This is a genomic window from Cupriavidus basilensis (assembly GCF_000876015.1).
GTDB lineage: Bacteria > Pseudomonadota > Gammaproteobacteria > Burkholderiales > Burkholderiaceae > Cupriavidus > Cupriavidus basilensis_B.
The window spans coordinates 16,423-33,840 of the sequence record NZ_BBQM01000002.1 but is presented as its reverse complement, the minus strand read 5'-3'; the positions used below and the strand labels follow the sequence as shown (position 1 = coordinate 33,840).

13 protein-coding genes are annotated in these 17,418 nt (G+C 68.8%); all 13 read right to left on the bottom strand.

Annotation, left to right across the window (positions count from 1 at the left end; translation table 11 throughout):
- Positions 1-320 precede the first annotated feature (320 nt).
- Positions 321-2,126, bottom strand: coding sequence for an aspartate--tRNA ligase (gene aspS, locus KF708C_RS01050; RefSeq protein ID WP_029043640.1), 1,806 nt, complete (start codon positions 2,124-2,126; stop codon positions 321-323).
- Positions 2,127-2,169: 43 nt separating this feature from the next.
- Entirely contained in the window at positions 2,170-2,871 is a 702-nt protein-coding gene (locus tag KF708C_RS01045; protein ID WP_020203148.1) for a DUF502 domain-containing protein, read from the bottom strand.
- 14 nt (positions 2,872-2,885) lie between these two features.
- Complete coding sequence (locus tag KF708C_RS01040; RefSeq protein ID WP_059410464.1) at positions 2,886-3,257, bottom strand: FmdB family zinc ribbon protein; 372 nt, start codon at positions 3,255-3,257, stop codon at positions 2,886-2,888.
- Between the two features lie 208 nt (positions 3,258-3,465).
- Positions 3,466-4,902, bottom strand: a complete 1,437-nt coding sequence (locus KF708C_RS01035; RefSeq protein ID WP_020203146.1) for a sodium:solute symporter family protein — start codon at positions 4,900-4,902, stop codon at positions 3,466-3,468.
- Positions 4,903-5,188: 286 nt separating this feature from the next.
- Positions 5,189-5,863: a methyltransferase domain-containing protein gene (locus tag KF708C_RS01030; protein ID WP_059410463.1), complete on the bottom strand. Its 675-nt coding sequence runs from the start codon at positions 5,861-5,863 to the stop codon at positions 5,189-5,191.
- A 52-nt stretch (positions 5,864-5,915) separates the two neighbouring features.
- Positions 5,916-7,493 (bottom strand): ubiquinone biosynthesis regulatory protein kinase UbiB, encoded by a 1,578-nt coding sequence (ubiB, locus tag KF708C_RS01025; RefSeq protein WP_020203144.1) that lies wholly within the window; start codon positions 7,491-7,493, stop codon positions 5,916-5,918.
- Between the two features lie 70 nt (positions 7,494-7,563).
- Complete coding sequence (locus KF708C_RS01020) at positions 7,564-8,250, bottom strand: ubiquinone biosynthesis accessory factor UbiJ (RefSeq protein WP_020203143.1); 687 nt, start codon at positions 8,248-8,250, stop codon at positions 7,564-7,566.
- A gap of 201 nt (positions 8,251-8,451) precedes the next feature.
- Complete coding sequence (locus KF708C_RS01015; RefSeq protein WP_059410462.1) at positions 8,452-9,432, bottom strand: Tim44 domain-containing protein; 981 nt, start codon at positions 9,430-9,432, stop codon at positions 8,452-8,454.
- A 51-nt stretch (positions 9,433-9,483) separates the two neighbouring features.
- Entirely contained in the window at positions 9,484-10,215 is a 732-nt protein-coding gene (ubiE, locus tag KF708C_RS01010; protein ID WP_020205876.1) for a bifunctional demethylmenaquinone methyltransferase/2-methoxy-6-polyprenyl-1,4-benzoquinol methylase UbiE, read from the bottom strand.
- Positions 10,216-10,316: 101 nt separating this feature from the next.
- Positions 10,317-10,730, bottom strand: a complete 414-nt coding sequence (locus KF708C_RS01005; protein WP_059410461.1) for a gamma-butyrobetaine hydroxylase-like domain-containing protein — start codon at positions 10,728-10,730, stop codon at positions 10,317-10,319.
- Between the two features lie 53 nt (positions 10,731-10,783).
- A complete protein-coding gene (locus KF708C_RS01000; RefSeq protein ID WP_059410460.1) occupies positions 10,784-12,676 on the bottom strand; it encodes an ABC transporter ATP-binding protein/permease in 1,893 nt (630 codons plus the stop codon).
- Positions 12,677-12,812: 136 nt separating this feature from the next.
- Positions 12,813-13,247, bottom strand: coding sequence for an HIT family protein (locus tag KF708C_RS00995; RefSeq protein WP_059410459.1), 435 nt, complete (start codon positions 13,245-13,247; stop codon positions 12,813-12,815).
- A 100-nt stretch (positions 13,248-13,347) separates the two neighbouring features.
- Complete coding sequence (locus tag KF708C_RS00990; protein WP_029044214.1) at positions 13,348-17,322, bottom strand: DUF3683 domain-containing protein; 3,975 nt, start codon at positions 17,320-17,322, stop codon at positions 13,348-13,350.
- Between the last annotated feature and the right edge of the window lie 96 nt (positions 17,323-17,418).

Here is a 17,418-nt window from a genome sequence, read left to right as displayed (position 1 = left end):
GCTTCTGGCCAGGGGGGCCGGCGCGGGATGGAGCCATTATCGGGACGGGTGCGGGCACCCTCAATGCAGGTTGTCCACTGGATGGACAAATCGAGGCGACTGCGGGTTTCTGCCTACGCGCACGCCGAAATGCCGCAAAGCCGCCTGTGGCGCGGCCCGGCGGGCCGCCGCCGCGCGCCGCGCGCGTGCGGCAGGGCACGCAACGCGCGGGCCCCGGCCTTGCGCGGGTAAAAAAAAGCCCTGCGCGCGCCAACCGGGGTCGGCGCCACGCAGGGCTTCCTGAGCGGCATGCGGCGGGCGGCCCGCAGGCCGCCCGGCACTCAGGCGGTCTTCGGCTCGGCCGAGCGCAGGCGGATGTGCAGCTCGCGCAGTTGCTTCTCGTCGACCGTGCTCGGGGCCTGGGTCAGCAGGTCCTGGGCGCGCTGGGTCTTGGGGAAGGCGATCACGTCGCGGATCGAGTCGGCGCCGGCCATCATCGTGACGATGCGGTCCAGGCCGAAGGCCAGGCCGCCGTGCGGGGGCGCGCCGTACTGCAGCGCGTCGAGCAGGTAGCCGAACTTGGCGCGGGCTTCTTCCTCGCCGATCTTGAGCGCGCGGAACACCTTGCTCTGCACGTCCTCGCGGTAGATCCGCACCGAGCCGCCACCCATTTCCCAGCCGTTGAGCACCATGTCGTAGGCCTTGGCGATGCACTTGCCCGGATCGGTCTCCAGGTATTGCAGGTGCTCGTCCTTGGGGCTGGTGAACGGGTGGTGCATGGCGACCCAGCGGGCGTCTTCCTCGTCGTACTCGAACATCGGGAAGTCGATCACCCACAGCGGCTTCCACACGTCCTCGAACAGGCCGTTGCTCTTGCCGAACTCGGAGTGGCCGATCTTCAGGCGCAGGCCGCCGATGGCGTCGTTGACCACCTTGGCCTTGTCCGCGCCGAAGAAGATGATGTCGCCGTCCTGGGCGCCGGTGCGCTTGAGGATCTCGGCGATGGCGGCGTCGTGCAGGTTCTTGACGATCGGCGATTGCAGGCCGTCGCGGCCCTTGGCCACTTCGTTGACCTTGATCCAGGCCAGGCCCTTGGCGCCGTAGATGCCGACGAACTGGGTGTAGGCGTCGATCTCGCCGCGCGAGATGGCGCTGCCGCCCGGCACGCGCAGGCCGACCACGCGGCCGTTGTCGCTGTTGGCGGGGCCGGAGAACACCTTGAAGTCGACGTCCTTCATGACGTCGGTCAGCTCGGTGAATTCAAGCTTGACGCGCAGGTCGGGCTTGTCCGAGCCGAAGCGGGCCATCGCCTCGCGGAACTCCATCACCGGGAACCGGGCGTCCAGGTCCACGTCGATGGCGTTCTTGAACACCGTGCGCATCATGTCCTCGAACAGGTCGCGGATCTCCTGCTCGGTCAGGAACGAGGTCTCGCAGTCGATCTGCGTGAACTCGGGCTGGCGGTCGGCGCGCAGGTCCTCGTCGCGGAAGCACTTGGTGATCTGGTAGTAGCGGTCGAAGCCCGACACCATCAGCATCTGCTTGAAGATCTGCGGCGACTGCGGCAGCGCGAAGAAGTGGCCCGGGTTGGTGCGCGACGGCACCAGGTAGTCGCGCGCGCCTTCCGGCGTGCTCTTGCCCAGCATCGGCGTCTCGATGTCGATGAAGCCCTGCGCGTCGAGGAACTTGCGCACTTCCATCGCCACCTTGTAGCGCAGGCGCAGGTTGTACTGCATCTGCGGGCGGCGCAGGTCCAGCACGCGGTGCGTCAGGCGCGTGGTTTCCGACAGGTTGTCGTCGTCGAGCTGGAACGGCGGCGTGACCGACGGGTTGAGCACGGTCAGCTCATGGCACAGCACCTCGATCTTGCCCGAGGTCAGGTTGGCGTTCTCGGTGCCGGCCGGGCGCGCGCGCACCTTGCCGGTGATGCGGATGCAGAACTCGTTGCGGATCTCTTCGGCCGCCTTGAACATCTCGGGGCGGTCGGGGTCGCACACCACCTGGACCAGGCCTTCGCGGTCGCGCAGGTCGATGAAGATCACGCCGCCGTGATCGCGGCGGCGCTGCACCCAGCCGGTCAGGGCCACTTCCTGGCCCGTCAGTTGTTCGGTCACGAGACCGCAATAGTGAGTACGCATGGAGGACATAAGAGAATTCCCGGAATAACGCGGCCGCTGGTGCGGCCGGCGATCAATTTGAAGACGTTGTGTCGGCGGGCTCGGCGAGGGCTTCGTCCGGCGCCCCGTCGTCGCGCGCCGTGTCGCTCTTGCGCGGCAGCTCGGTCGGCGCCACCACGCCCATCGAGACGATGTACTTCAGCGCGGCGTCGACGGTCATGTCGAGTTCGATGGTATCGGCCTTGGGCATCATCAGGAAGAAGCCCGAGGTCGGGTTGGGCGTGGTCGGCACGTAGACGCTGACGTACTCGCCCTGGAGATGGTTCTGCACGTCGCCGCCGGGGCGGCCGGTGAGGAAGGCGATGGTCCACGAGCCTTCGCGCGGGTACTGCACCAGCAGCGCCTTGCGAAAGGCATTGCCCGAGGACGACAGCAGCGTGTCGGACACCTGCTTGACGCTGGTGTAGATCGGCCCGACCACCGGGATGTGGCCCAGCAGCGCCTCCCACCAGCGCACCAGCCGCTGGCCGATGAAGTTGTGGGCCAGCATGCCGACCAGCAGGATGAACAGCAGCGTCAGGATCGCGCCCAGGCCGGTCACGCGCTTGCCGAACATCAGCCGGTCCGGGCGCCAGGTCTCGGGCAGCAGCGCCAGGCTCTGGTCCATCGTGCCGATGACCAGGCTCAGCACCCACAGCGTGATGCCCAGCGGCACCAGGACAAGCAGCCCGGTCAGGAACCAGGTCTTGAGGGCGGAGGTCTTCTTCGCCGGCACGGTGCGTTCTGCTTTCAATGGCAGGCGCAAGCGCTGCCGCAACCGCCGGCCGGGCTTGTCGATGCGGTGGTGCCCGAGGCCGCCGAAGCGGTCGAAGAGGCCGCGGCGCCGCCGGCCGGCTCGCCCGACGCTGCCGGCGTGCCGCCGGCGCTGTCGCCGCCCGCGGCGGGCGCGGTGGCCGGCGCGGAGGTGCCGCCGTTGCCGCCGCGGAAGTCGGTGACGTACCAGCCCGAGCCCTTGAGCTGGAAGCCCGCCGCGGTCAGTTGTTTCTTGAAGGTGCCCGCCGCGCCGCAGGATGGGCAGTCGGTGAGCGGAGCATCGCTCATTTTCTGCAGCACATCGCGCCCGTGGCCGCAGGCGTCGCAACGGTAGGCATAAATCGGCATAGTGGCTCTCCGCGAGGATTCTGGAACGGAAACTGGATGGACGGATCGGAAGGCGCCGCCGTGCCGGCCGGGAAGTTGCCGTTCCCGGGCCGCCGCATGGCGGTGCAAAGCCTTGAATTATAAACCGTTCTGCGTGAGCCGGGCCGCAGGAAAAGGGGCAGAAAATGCATCCGGACGCACGCCAGGCGGGATGCGATGCCGGCGCCGCTCAGGCCAGGTGGACTTCCTTGACGCGCGGATGGTCGCCGATCCACTGCGGCAGCAGCGAGCCGAGCACCATGCCGCCGATCGAGAACATCAGCCCGACCATCTGCGGCGGCACCGCCGCGTCGGGGAAGGCGACCTCGCAGCACAGCCACGACGCCAGCCCCAGCAGGATGGCGGCGAGGCCGCCCTGGCGCGTGGCGGGCTTCCAGAACATGCCGAACGCCAGCGGCACGAAGGACGAGACCAATGTGACCTTGTAGGCGTTTTCGACCATGTGGAAGATCGACAGGTGCGAGTTCAGCGCGAACAGCGTCACCAGCACCGCGAAGCACAGCACCACGGTCTGCATCACGCGCAGGAAGCGGCGGTCGTCGAGGTGGCGGAAGTACGGCCGCAGGATGTTCTCGGCGAACGTCACCGACGGCGCCAGCAGCGTGGCCGAGGCGCAGCTCTTGATGGCCGACAGCAGCGCGCCGAAGAACATCACCTGGGCGAACATCGGCGCGTGGGTCAGGATCAGCTTGGGCAGGATCAGCTGCGAGTCGGTGTTGATGTACTTCTCCACCATCTGCGGATCGATCATGGTGGCCGAGTACGCCAGGAACATCGGGATGAAGGCGAAGCAGAAATACAGCACGCCGCCGAGCACCGAGGCGCGCCCGGCGATCTGCTCGGTGCGCGACGAGGTCACGCGCTGGAACACGTCCTGCTGCGGGATCGAGCCCAGCATCATGGTAAACAGCGCCGCCGCGAAGCCGATGATCTGCACCAGGTCCAGCGACGGCAGGAAGGTGAACTTGCCGGCCGCCGCCGCGTGCGACACCACCGCGGCCACGCCGCCGGCCTGGCCGCTGACCTCGACGCCGATGTACACCATGCCGATCACGATGATGATCATCTGGATGAAGTCGGTCACGGCCACCGACCACATGCCGCCGAACAGCGTGTAGACCAGCACGCTGGCCGCGCCGATCATCATGCCGGCCTCCTGCGACAGCGCGCCGTCCGAGACGGTGAAGAACACCAGCCCGAGCGCCTTGATCTGCGCGGCCACCCAGCCCAGGTAGGACATCACGATGCACAGCGTGGTCAGCACCTCGGCCAGCCGCCCGTAGCGGTTGTGATAGTAGTCGCCGATGGTGAGCAGGTTCATGCGGTACAGCGGACGCGCGAAGAACAGGCCGACCAGGATCAGGCACAGCGAGGAACCGAAGGGATCGGACACCACCCCGGACAGGCCCTCCTTGAGGAACACGGCGGGGATGCCGAGCACCGTCTCCGAGCCGAACCACGTGGCGAAGACGGTGGCGGTGACGATGTAGAAAGGCAGGCTGCGGCCGGCGACCGCGAAGTCCGTGGTGTTGCGCACGCGCAGCGCGGCCCACAGGCCGATGCCGACCGAGATTATCCAGTAGATGACGACGAACCAGATCAGCATGGCGCTGCCCTATCCCAAAAATGCCCTTGCGGCGAAAAACCGGTTGCCGGGTGGGCGGGATGCTGCCTGTGCCTGTGCCGCCCTGCCCCGGGTCCAATTCATCGGTCGGGGCCGCATGGGTGGCTGATCTAGCCTGCGGTCGTAGCCGAATCAAAACGCGGATTATAGCCACGCAGGCCGCCGCGGGAGAAAAAAATTCCGGGCGCCGGGCAAATCCCCGAAGCGGTGCAGCGCGGGCGCCACAGGCGGGCCCGCGCGCGCCGGCGCCCCGGGAAAACGCGGGCGCCTATGCGCGCCGGCGCCAGACTTGCCAGTGCTCGCGCCCGGCGAACACCGGCAGCGAACCGGTGGCGGGACGGTCCTCCACCAGCTCGAAGGCCGGCGCCAGCAGCGCCTCCAGCCCGGCGCGCGGGATCGAGAACGGCGGGCCGCCGCGGGTCTCGTCCAGGAAGAAATAGCCGGCCAGCAGGCCGCCCGCCGGCAGCAGTGCCGCCACGCGCGCGCCGTAGGCGGCGCGCATGGCCGGCGGCAGCGCGCACAGGAACGCGCGCTCGTAGATCAGGCGGCAGGCGGGCTCCGGGGCGAAGGCGAAGAAATCCGCCTCGCGCACCACGGCGCCGGCCGGCCCCAGCGCGTGGCGCGCGCTGGCCACGGCCTGCGGCGAAAAGTCGATCGCGGTCACGGGCCAGCCGCGCGCGTGCAGCCAGCCGGCTTCCCAGCCGTTGCCGCAGCCGGGCACCAGCGTGGGGCACGGCGCCAGCGCCGTGGCGAAGGCGGCGAACTCGGCCGGCACGCCGCCCAGGTCCCACGGCATGAAGCCCTTTTCGAAACGCTCGTCCCAGAACGCCGGGTCGGCGGCGTCGCGGGTGGCGAAGGCGGGCGCGGCGGCGCTGCCGGGGTCGCTGTCCTTGCGCGCCTTGCTGTCCTTGCTGTCCTTGCCGCCCTTGTTGGCTTCGGTCACGCCGTGTCTCCTTGTGATTGTCCTTCCCGATGCGGGCCGCGAACGCGGCGGGCTACAGGTAGCCGCCCAGGCTCAGCAGTTCCGTCAGCACGATGCCGGCGAGGAAGCCGCCGGCCAGCAGCAGCGCCGTGGCGATCAGGCGGTTGGTGCGGCGCTGCTCGGCGATCAGCGTGCCGAGCAGCTTCTCCTGCTGGCCGTTGTCCACCAGCGCGCGGCGCTCGAGGAACTGGTGCGCGAGGCGCGGGAAGTCCGGCAGCATCTTGGCCCATTGCGGCGCCTCGACCTGGATGCGCTCCCACGCGCCCTTCCAGCCGACCTGCTCGTGCATCCATTTTTCCAGGAAGGGCTTGGCGGTCTGCCACAGGTCGAGGTCGGGATCGAGCTGGCGGCCCAGGCCCTCGATGTTGAGCAGGGTCTTCTGCAGCAGCACCAGTTGCGGCTGGATCTCGACGTTGAAGCGGCGCGAGGTCTGGAACAGGCGCATCAGCACCATGCCCAGCGAGATCTCCTTGAGCGGCTTGTCGAAGTACGGCTCGCAGCAGGCGCGCACCGCGCTTTCGAGCTCTTCCACGCGCGTGTCGGGCGGCACCCAGCCGGACTCCACGTGCAGCAGCGCCACGCGGTGGTAGTCGCGGCGGAAGAAGGCGATGAAGTTCTGCGCCAGGTAGTTCTTGTCGAACTCGGACAGCGCGCCGACGATGCCGAAGTCCAGCGCGATGTAGCGGCCCAGCGTCTGCGGCGCCACCGACACGAGGATGTTGCCGGGGTGCATGTCGGCATGGAAGAAGCCGTCGCGGAAGACCTGGGTGAAGAAGATCTCCACGCCCTCCTCGGCCAGCTTGTGCATGTCCACGCCGGCCGCCCTGAGCGCCTCGTTGCGCGAGATGGGAACGCCGTGCATGCGCTCCATCACGAACACCTCGCTGCTGCAGAAGTCCCAGAACACCTCGGGCACCAGCAGCAGTCTGGTGTCGTTGAAGTTGCGGCGCAACTGGCTGCAGTTGGCGGCCTCGATCATCAGGTCGAGCTCGTCGTGCAGGTACTTGTCGAACTCGGCCACCACCTCGCGCGGCTTGAGGCGCTTGCCGTCGGCCCAGAAGCGCTCGAGCCAGGCGGCGAGGTCGCGCATCAGCGCCAGGTCGCTGTCGATCACCGGCAGCATGCCCGGGCGCAGCACCTTCACCGCCACCTCGCGGCCGTGGCTGGAGCCGCCCTTGAGCGTGGCGAAGTGCACCTGCGCGATCGACGCGCTGGCCACCGGCTGGTGGTCGAAGCTCTCGAACAGCGTGGCCAGCGGCCGGCCCAGCGAGCGCTCGATGATCTTGACCGCCACCACCGGGTCGAACGGCGGCACCTGGTCCTGCAGCTTGGCCAGCTCGTCGGCGATGTCGGCCGGCATCAGGTCGCGCCGGGTCGAGAGCACCTGGCCGAACTTGACGAAGATCGGCCCGAGCCGCGTCAGCGCCAGCCGCAGGCGCTCGCCGCGCGGCATGTCGAGCTTGCGCCCGATGGTGATGACGCGCACCAGGAAGCGGATGCGGCGGCTCTTGAAGCCGGACAGCACGAGTTCATCCAGCCCGTAGTAGAGGATGACGAAGACAATCTTGCAAAGGCGCAGGAAGCGGGTCATGCAGGTTTCAGTATTTGGGCGCTACGGATTGGCCGATGCGGGCACAGCCATCGGCATGGGCGGGCGGCGTTCAGCGGTGGGCGGACGGCAGGCTGCCCGCCCCCGCGGCCGCGCCGCCTTGCGGGCGGGCGCGCTGCTCCAGCTTCTCCAGCCGCTTTTCCAGCCGCGCGAGATCGTCGCCGAGCGCCCGCACCCCGGTGCCGAACGTGTCGAGCGCGGCGTGGCGCACCAGGGTGGGCTGCTCGTCGAGCAGGTATTCGGTCACGTTCTCGACCAGCGTGCGGCCCAGCCGCGCGGCCTGCGCACGGGCGTCCTGCGCGCCCTGCACCACGCGCTGCGCCACGCTGTCGCTGAGCGGGCCGCCGAGGATGCCGCGCAGCGCGCGCGACAGGTCTTCGGCGGCGTCCCAGCGCAGGTTGCGCGCCAGCGTCGACACGGTATTGGCCAGCTCGGCATCGCCCTCGATGCGCACGTGCTTCATCGCCGCCGCCTGCCCGCCGTCGGCGATGTCGGATGCCACCAGCGGCCATTGCTGCAGCGGCACGGTCAGCGTCACCGCGGGGGCCTCCTCCGCCGGCGCCGGTTCGACCAGCCCCTGGCCGGTGACGCGCAGGACCACCGTGAAGGCGGCCGCGTCGAAGCGCAGCGCGCGGCCGGCGAACGGCTGGAGCAGCGAGAGCGCCCACGGCTCCTGCTCGAGCAGGTGGTTCAGGGCGGTGATCGGAGGCGTGGTCAGGGCGGTGGGGAGGGTGGGCATAAGGGGGTCGGGCTGGGGGCGGGGCCTTTCAGTGCTTGCGGGTTGAGATCCGTGGGGGTCCGTGGGAATCCGTGAGGTCCGTGAAGTCCGGGTGGCTGGCGCCGGCACCGCGGCGCCGGACAAAAAGAAAGCCCACGTTTTCACGTGGGCCTCCATTCTAAGCCACCTGCAGGCGGGCGGCAGCCCGCCTGGCCAGCAGGCTCAGGACACCTGCTGGATCCCGGCCAGCACCCAGCCGCCGCTGCCGCTGACCGGCTTGGCCAGGTTCCAGACCTCGGCGAACGGCTGCGCCGGCTCGCCCGCCTTCTCGCGGATCATGCCGGAGAAGCGCACGCTGACCAGATGCTGCGCCGGGCTGTCCTCGATGCCCAGCAGCTCGGCTTCCAGCGTGACCACGTCGGTCTTGTTGACCTCGGCGCCGCGCTCGGCCAGATCCATCTTGATCTCGGCGAACATTTCCGGCGTGGTGAACTCGCGGATGTCCTCGAGGTTGCCGGCGTCCCACGCGGCCTGCAGGCGCACGTAGTAGACCTTGGCGTTGCGCAGGAAGGCGGCGGTGTCGAAATCGGCCGGCACGCCCCACGGCTGCGCGGCGCCCGCCATCGCCGGCGCGGCCGCGCCGGCCGCGGGCATCACGGGATTGGCCGCCCCGCCGGGCACCTGCTGGCGCAGGACCGGCTCGCTGCTGCCGACCGAGCCGCCATTCATGCCGCCCAGGCCGCCGCCGGCATAGGCCGGCTGCTGCGCGCGGCCGGCGCCGCCGCGGAACTTGCGGATCAGCCACATCACCACGAAGGCCGCCAGCGCGATCAGGATCAGGTTGGACAGGAAGCTCATCGCCGCGCCGCCCAGGCCGAAGTGCGACAGCAGCCAGCCGATGCCCAGGCCGGCGGCGATGCCGCCCAGCATGCCGCCCCAGTTGCGCTTGGGCGCGGCCGCGGCGGCTGCCCCGGCGCCAGCCGCGGCACCGGCGGGCGCGGCCTGCTGGCCCGGCTGCTGGGCCGGCGTCTGGCTGGGCGCTTGCTGCGGCGGTGTCTGCTGGCGCTGCGTCACGTTCGACGACTGCTTGCCGAAGCTGCGCGAGCCGCCGCCCAGCCGCTTGGCATTGGCGTCCAGCGCCATGCCGAGAGCGAGGGTGCCGATCAGCACCACCGCCATGAATTTTCCGCGAATTTGCGACATTTTTGCACTTCCCCTGTCAAGTTCGCTCATCTTCATTGAGCCTATATCAGTCTAGTACTTCCGCCCGACGTGAAGAGCCACGACCCCGGCCGTCAGATTGAAGTATTCGACATTTTCCAGGCCCGCATGTTCCATCAGGCGTACAAGTGAAACCTGGTCTGGGTGCATTCTGATCGATTCCGCGAGGTAGCGATAGCTGTGGGCATCCTGGGCCACGCGCTCGCCCAGCCAGGGCAGCACCTTGAAGGAGTAGATATCGTAGGCTTTTTCCAGCGGCTTCCAGACCTTGGAGAACTCCAGCACCATCACCTTGCCGCCCGGCTTGACCACGCGGCGCATCTCCGCCAGCGCGGCGTCCTTGTGGGTCATGTTGCGCAGGCCGAAGGCCACCGTGACGAGGTCGAAGTGGTTGTCGGGAAACGGGATGTGCTCGGCGTCGCACAGGCAGACCGGGGTGACGACGCCCTTGTTGAGCAGGCGGTCGCGGCCCACGCGCAGCATCGACTCGTTGATGTCGGTCAGCCAGACCTCGCCGGTCGGGCCGGCCTGGCGGGCGAAGGCCTTGGCCAGGTCGCCGGTGCCGCCGGCGATGTCGAGCACCTTGAAGCCCGGCCGCACGCCGGCCTGGGCGATGGTGAACATCTTCCACAGCCGGTGCATGCCGCCCGACATCAGGTCGTTCATGACGTCGTACTTGCTCGCCACCGAATGGAACACGCCGGCCACCTTGCCGGCCTTTTCCTCTTCGCTGACTTTCTCGAACCCGAAATGGGTTTCGCTCATGGCTTGCTCCGTAATTCAGTAATCTCGTCGGTATGCGCGGCGGTGGTCGCACCGGTCATCGTGCCGATGGCCGCGACGGCAGGCGCGCGCGGCGCCCGGGCTCAATGGTTGCCGCAGGCGTGGCCGCCGGCGGCGGGCATCGGGGCGTCGCGGTCGATCCCGGCCGCCTCCAGCCGCTTCAGGTAGGCCTGCCAGATGGCGTCCTGCTCGGCGCCGAGGCGGTACAGCAGTTCCCACGAATAGATGCCGGTGTCGTGCCCGTCGGAAAACCGGATCAGGATGGCGTAGTTGCCGACCTGCTCGACCGCCGCGATGGCGACCTCGCGCTTGCCGGTCTGCAGCACTTCCTGCCCGGGGCCGTGGCCCTGCACCTCGGCCGAGGGCGAGTTGACGCGCAGGTATTCGAAGGGCAGCCGGAAGCTGGCGCCGTTGTCGAAGCCCACCTCCAGCACGCGCGACTGGGTGTGCACGGTGAGGGCGGTGGGATGGGGAGTATCTTTTTCGAGGCCTGCCATGTGATGGGTGCGCGCGGCAGCGGGGACGCCGCAGGCCGCGGCCACACCCGCCTTCACGCTTCGTGTACGACCCGATAGCTTACCGCAGCCGCCTCTGCTTGCCCACTTTGCCCGCTTTGCGCCCCCCGCCCGTCCGGCTCCGCCTCCCAGTGCGCGCCGTCGGCGGCCACGTAGCGCAGGCGGCGGCCGTGGAAGGCCGCCACCGTGCTGCGGTGGGCGATGCTGACGATGGCCGCGCCGGGCAGCGACTCCACCATCAGGCGGTACATGGCTTCCTCGGTTTCCTCGTCGAGCGCGCTGGTGGCCTCGTCGAGGAACAGGTAGTCGGGCTTCTGCAGCAGCGCGCGCGCGAACGCCAGCCGCTGCTGCTCGCCCGGCGACAGCCGCAGCGACCAGTTGTCGAACACGTCCAGTTGCCCGGTCAGCGCGCCGAGCCGGGCCTGCACCAGCACCCGCTGCAGCGCCTCGGTGCTGTGCAGGGTGCCCGCGTCGGGATAGGCCAGCGCGTCGGCCAGCGAGCCGATCGGCAGGTAGCTGCGCTGGGGCAGGAACAGCATGCGCGCCGCGCGCGGCATCGACACCGTGCCGCTGCCGTAGGGCCAGATGCCGGCCAGCGCGCGGAACAGCACGCTCTTGCCGCAGCCGGACGGGCCGCTCACCAGCCAGCGCTCGCCCGGCGCGATCTGCAGCGAGAACGGCGCCACCAGCGGGCGCTGCCGGATCTCGCCGCGGTTGCCGGTGCGCACCGGCAGCGCCAGCGCCAGCGTGTCGATGCGGATGGCCGCGCCGTCGGCCTGGTCCACCTCGATGTCGCGCACGCCGGTGTGCTCCCGGTCCTGGCGCTCGGCCACGCGGATGGCGTCGCCGAAGTCGATCAGCCGGTTGGCCGCGGCCTTCCAGCCCACCAGCGTGGCATAGCTGTCGACGAACCACGACAGCGCGCCCTGCACCTGGCCGAACGCGGAGCTCATCTGCATCAGTCCGCCCAGCGTCATCTTGCCGGCGAAGTAGCGCGGCGCCGCCACGATCAGCGGGAAGATGATGGCGAACTGGCTGTAGCCGGAATTGACGAAGGTCAGCCGCCGCGTATAGCGCATCAGCTGGTTCCAGTTGGCGCGGATGCGGTCGAAGCGCGAGCGCAGGCCGGCCTGCTCGGTCGGCTCGCCGCGGTACAGCGCCACCGGCTCGCTGTTCTCGCGCAGGCGCACCAGCGTGAAGCGGAAATCCGCCTCGTACTGCTCCTGCTGGAAGTTCAGGCCGATCAGCGGGCGCCCCACCATGTGGGCGATCAGCGAGCCGATCACCGCGTAGCCGACCGCGAACCACACCATGTAGCCAGGAATGGTGAGCGTGGTGCCGCCCAGCGCGAAGCTGATCGGCCCCGACACCGCCCACAGGATGCCGACGAAGGACAGCAGCGTGACCACCGAATTGAGCAGCCCGAGCGAGAGCGACAGCGCGCCGTCGGTAAACGAGCGCAGGTCGTCGGCCAGCCGCTGGTCGGGGTTGTCGGTGGCGTGGGTCTGCTCGATGCGGTAGTAGGCCTGGTGGCTGAGCCAGTGGTCCATGAACTGGCCGGTCATCCAGGTGCGCCAGCGCATCTGCAGCATCATGGTGTAGTACTGCCGCGAGATGGCCGCCACGATGAAGAAGCCGGCGATCCACGAAAAGCGGATCAGCAGCGCCTTGAAGGAGGTGTAGTCATGCTGCTCCAGCGCGTTGTAGAACACCCGGTTCCACTCGTTGAGCAGCACGTTGATGTAGACGATGCCGAGATTGAGCGCCACCACGAAGGCCAGCAGCCCGAGCCCGGCCTTGCGGTCCTCGGACTTCCAGTAGGGCTTGATCAGCGCCCAGGTCTCGGCCACGCGCAGGCGGCTCTGGATCTTGAGGGCACGGGCCGGCACGGCCGGGCCGGGTACGGTAACGGAAGTCGGTGTGGACATGGCACCTTTCGCGCAAGCAGGTCACGCACGGCCGTCGGCCTGCGCTCGTGGAAGATATTAGCCTCTTAGAAGCCGGCAGCGCGTGCCGGGTTCCCCAGCCACTACAACGCGGCGCGCCGGCATGGCGTGGACACGCCTAGCCCATCTCCCCGATGTGCGCCAGCGCGTCGCGCAGCACCGGCAGCCGCGACGCCAGTTCCGCCACCCGCGCCGCGTCGGCCTCGCGCTGCGGCGCGGCCCACACGGCTTCCGGGAAATGCGTGTCCCAGCGATAGCGCGGAATGACATGCCAGTGCAGGTGCGGCACCATGTTGCCGAAGGCGGCGAGGTTGACCTTGTCGGGCGTCATCACCTCGCGCACGACGCGCTCGACGCGCGCCACCAGCCGCATCAGCCAGGCCTGGTCGTCGTCGGGCAGGTCGGTCTGCTCGGCCACGTGGCCGTTCCAGACCACGCGGCAGAAGCCGGGGAAGCGCGCGTGCTCGACCAGGATGATGCGGGCGCGCTCGCCGCGCCAGGCCAGCTCGCCGCCGTCGGTTTCGCAGAGGGGGCAGTCGGGGACGATGCTCATGCCGCGATGCCTCCGCGATGCCGGCGTCTTGCTCCCTTCTCCCGCCGCGGGAGAGGGGCGCGAACCGACCGCCTGCCGGCGCCCGCGGCGCTCGCCGCCATCACACCAGCACCCGCTCGATGCCGCCGGCGTTGGCGCGGGCCACGTACTCGGGCATCCAGTCCTGGCCCAGCAGGTGCCTGGCCATCTCGACCACGATGTAGTCGGCCTGCACCGTGGCGTCTTCCTTGTAGCGCGACAAGCCCTGCAGGCACGACGGGCAGCTGGTCAGGATCTTGACGTCGCCGCCGAAGCCGTCGGCGCGCAGCTTGTCCGCGCCCCGGGTCATCTCCTCTTCCTTGCGGAAGCGGATCTGCGTGGAGACGTCCGGGCGGCTCACCGCCAGCGTGCCCGACTCGCCGCAGCAGCGCTCGTTCTTCTCGATCTTGCCGCCGCCCTCGTTGCCGCCCATCAGCGCGTTGACGAGCTTGGTCGGGTCCATCGTCTTGATCGGCGTGTGGCACGGGTCGTGGTACATGTAGCGCGTGCCGGTCACGCCTTCGAGCTTGACGCCCTTCTCCAGCAGGTATTCGTGGATGTCGATGATGCGGCAGCCCGGGAAGATCTTGTCGAATTCATAGCCGGCCAGCTGGTCGTAGCAGGTGCCGCAGCTCACCACCACGGTCTTGATGTCGAGGTAGTTGAGCGTGTTGGCCACGCGGTGGAACAGCACGCGGTTGTCGGTGACGATCTTCTCGGCCTTGTCGAACTGGCCGTTGCCGCGCTGCGGATAACCGCAGCACAGGTAGCCCGGCGGCAGCACGGTCTGCACGCCCACGTGCCACAGCATGGCCTGCGTGGCCAGGCCGACCTGCGAGAACAGCCGCTCGGAGCCGCAGCCCGGGAAGTAGAACACCGCCTCGGTCTCGGGCGAGGTCCGCTTCGGGTCGCGGATGATCGGCACGATCTCGTTGTCCTCGATGTCGAGCAGCGCGCGCGCGGTCTTCTTGGGCAGGTTGCCCGGCATCTTCTTGTTGATGAAGTGGATCACCTGCTCCTGCACCGGCGCGCGGCCCACCGTGGCGGGCGGGTGCGCGGTCTGCTTCTTCGCCAGCTTCCTGAGCACGTCGTGGCCCAGGCGCTGCGCCTTGTAGCCCCAGCCGATCATGACCTTGCGGGTCATGTTGATGGTCTGCGGGCTGGTGGCGTTGAGGAAGAACATCGACGCCGCGGTGCCGGGGTTGAACTTCTTCTGCCCCATCTTGCGCAGCAGGTTGCGCATGTTCATCGACACGTCGCCGAAGTCGATCTTGACCGGGCACGGCGTCACGCACTTGTGGCACACCGTGCAGTGGTCGGCCACGTCGGAGAACTCGTCCCAGTGCTTGATCGAGATGCCGCGCCGGGTCTGCTCCTCGTACAGGAACGCCTCCACCAGCAGCGAGGTCGCCAGGATCTTGTTGCGCGGGCTGTACAGCAGGTTGGCGCGCGGCACGTGGGTGGCGCACACCGGCTTGCACTTGCCGCAGCGCAGGCAGTCCTTGACGCTGTCGGCGATGGCGCCGATGTCGCTCTGCTGCATGATGATGGACTCGTGCCCCATCAGCCCGAACGACGGCGTGTACGCATTGCGCAGGTCCGCGCCGGGCAGCAGCTTGCCCTTGTTGAAGCGGCCCTGCGGGTCCACGCGCTGCTTGTACTGGCGGAACTCGCCGATCTCGTCCTCGGTCAGGAATTCCAGCTTGGTGATGCCGATGCCGTGCTCGCCGGAGATCACGCCGTCGAGCGAGCGCGCCAGCGCCATGATGCGGGCCACCGCGCGGTGGGCGTCCTGCAGCATGTCGTAGTCGTCGGAGTTGACCGGGATGTTGGTGTGCACGTTGCCGTCGCCGGCGTGCATGTGCAGCGCCACGAAGACGCGCCCGCGCAGCACCTGCTTGTGGATCTTCTGCGCCTCGTCCAGGATCGGCTTGAACTCGCCGCCGTTGAAGATGTTGCGCAGCTCGGCGCGCAGCTCGTTCTTCCACGACACGCGGATGGTGCGGTCCTGCAGCAGGTGGAACACGGTGGCGTCCGGCTGCTGCGCCAGGCGCGCCTCGAAGGCCTGGCCGAGCAGGCCCAGGCCGTGGCCGATCAGCGCGGCGCGCGCGCTGGCCAGCGGCGTGTCGAGGTGGTCCTGCAGGTAGATCCAGCGCGAGCGGATCTCGCGCAGCAGCTGCAGCGCGTGCTGCACGCGGTCTTCCAGCAGCTCGGCACTGGGAATCTCGTTGGCGTCGTCGCTGCGGCCCAGCGGCAGGTTGCCGCGCGCGAAGAACGCTTCCAGCGCGTCGGTCAGCTTGAGCTTGTTCTTGATCGACAGCTCGATGTTGATGCGCTCGATGCCGTCGGTGTACTCGCCCATGCGCGGCAGCGGGATCACCACGTCTTCGTTGATCTTGAAGGCGTTGGTGTGCCTGGCGATCGCGGCGGTGCGCGAGCGGTCCAGCCAGAATTTCTTGCGCGCCTCGGGGCTGACCGCGACGAAGCCTTCGCCGCTCTTGCCGTTGGCCATGCGGATGACTTCCGAGGTGGCGCGCGCCACCGCGTCCTGGTCGTCGCCGACGATGTCGCCGATCAGCACCATCTTCGGGAAGGCGTTGCGCTTGCTCTTGGTGGCGTAGCCGACCGCGCGCAGGTAGCGCTCGTCCAGATGCTCCAGGCCGGCCAGCACGGCGCCGCCCGGCGTGCGCGACTCCACGTCCAGGTAGTCCTTGATCTCGACGATGCTCGGAATCGCGTCGCGCGCCTGGCCGAAGAACTCCAGGCACACGGTGCGCACGTGCGCCGGCATGCGGTGCAGGATCCAGCGCGCGCTGGTGATGATGCCGTCGCAGCCTTCCTTCTGGATGCCGGGCAGGCCGGCCAGGAACTTGTCGGTGACGTCCTTGCCCAGGCCTTCCTTGCGGAACTTGCGGCCCTCGATGGCGAGCGTCTCGGTGCGCAGCACCTTCTCGCCGGGGCCGCGGCTGCCGTCCGACCACTTCAACTCGAACGAAGCCACCGGCACGTCGTGGATCTTGCCCAGGTTGTGGTCCAGCCGGGTGACTTCGAGCCAGTTGCCTTCCGGGTCCACCATGCGCCACCACGCCAGGTTGTCCAGCGCGGTGCCCCACAGCACGGCCTTCTTGCCGCCGGCGTTCATGGCCACGTTGCCGCCGATGCACGAGGCGTCGATCGAGGTCGGGTCGACCGCGAACACCAGCCCGGCGCGGTCGGCCGCGTCGGCCACGCGGCGCGTCACCACGCCGGCGCCGGAGAAGATGGTGGCGACCTTGCGCGCCACGCCCGGCAGGTCGCTCTGCTCGACCGGCCCGAGCTGCTCCAGCTTCTCGGTGTTGATGACCGCGCTCATCGGCGTGAGCGGCACGGCGCCGCCGGTGTAGCCGGTGCCGCCGCCGCGCGGGATGATGGTCAGGCCCAGCTCGAAGCAGCCCTTGACCATGCCGGCGATCTCTTCCTCGGTGTCCGGCGTGAGCACCACGAACGGGTATTCCACGCGCCAGTCGGTGGCGTCGGTCACGTGCGAGACGCGCGACAGGCCGTCGAACTTGATGTTGTCCTTCTGCGTGACGCGGCCCAGCACGCGCTGGGTGCGCTTGCGCAGCTCGTAGGCGTCGGCGAACTCCTGCTTGAAGTCCTCGATGGCCTGCTTGGCGAAGCTGACCAGCTGCTCGACGCGGTGGGAGCGGTCCTCGGCGGCCGGCTCGGCGTGCTCGGCGCGGTCGGCGGCGCTGCGCTTCTCCACCTCGGACAGGCGGTGGTGCAGCGCGCTCACCAGCATCTGGCGGCGCTTGGGATTCTCGAGCAGGTCGTCCTGCAGGTAGGGATTGCGGCGCACCACCCAGATGTCGCCCAGCACTTCGTACAGCATGCGCGCCGAGCGGCCGGTGCGGCGCTCGCCGCGCAGCTCGTGCAGGATGCGCCAGGCTTCCTCGCCCAGCAGCCGGATGACGATCTCGCGGTCCGAGAAAGACGTGTAGTTATAGGGGATCTCACGCAGGCGCGGCTGGGCATCCTGCGCGGCGAGTTTGGCATCGAGCACGAGTGGGGCGTTCATGGGGAGGGACCGCTACCTGTAGCGCACGGGGACGGTGCGCCGGATCGTCTTTAAAGGGCAATTGTACTTCAACGCCTGCTTTCGCCGCACCGCAGC